The sequence below is a fragment of the Oleiphilus sp. HI0067 genome (assembly GCF_001635735.1).
Window position 1 is genome coordinate 1 of record NZ_LWFI01000015.1, and the last position, 788, is coordinate 788.

Below are 788 nucleotides of genomic sequence, written 5' to 3' on the forward strand. Positions count from 1 at the left end.
GATTTCTTCCTTTGTCATATCGAAATAATTATCATGATCAAGATAGTACGTACCTAATAAATCGCTGTTACTTACACTTGTTTCGTTATGAGTGATGTAAGGAAATTTTTGGATATTGATTATTCCAATCTCAAGATGAGCGCTTTTATTTTTGGCCCATTTTGATTTAAGCGAATAAAGTGCGTGACGAATTAAAAAATGCGTTTTGAATAAGCTGAGTGCTTGATTGAGCTCCATATTTGGTAGCTCGAGATCATTGCTGTCTTTGAGGTATTTTATTAGGTCGTATTCTCGCCACTCACTTTTCATCGTGAAAGCTTTTTCGATAGCGGAGGTGACAGAGCTGAAGATATCCATTTCTTCAGCCTAGCTTAGTGCGTTTAGTTTGTCCTGTGCCTAATGATTAAGCTTGCTACATGGTGTAGTAGATTGGCGCGCCAGGTCCAACGGGGAATCCCATAATAAATACCCAGAAGTAGAAGAACAGGCTCCATGCAGTAATAAATACAACTGAGTAGGGGAGCATCATCGATATGAGGGTACCGATTCCGAGGTCTTTTTTGTATTTCTCGGCAACTGCGAGTATTAGCCCGAAGTAGCTCATCATTGGTGTAATAATATTGGTTGTCGAGTCACCGATACGATACGCCGCTTGAATAACCTCTGGTGAATAGCCAACTAACATTAACATCGGGATGAATATAGGCGCCGTGACTGCCCATTGAGCCGATGCTGAACCTAGTGACAGGTTGATTAGCCCGCATACGCCAATAAAGAAGAAGAATAGA

Annotated in this window: 2 protein-coding genes; both read right to left on the reverse strand. The window is 41.0% G+C overall.

What is annotated here, in order from left to right; genetic code table 11:
• Positions 1-357, reverse strand: a 357-nt coding sequence (locus A3739_RS00495; RefSeq protein ID WP_197471910.1) for a DNA-J related domain-containing protein, incomplete at its 3' end; no start/stop codon positions are given.
• A gap of 55 nt (positions 358-412) precedes the next feature.
• On the reverse strand, positions 413-788 hold a 376-nt coding region (locus A3739_RS00500; RefSeq protein WP_197471911.1), incomplete at its 5' end, for an AbgT family transporter.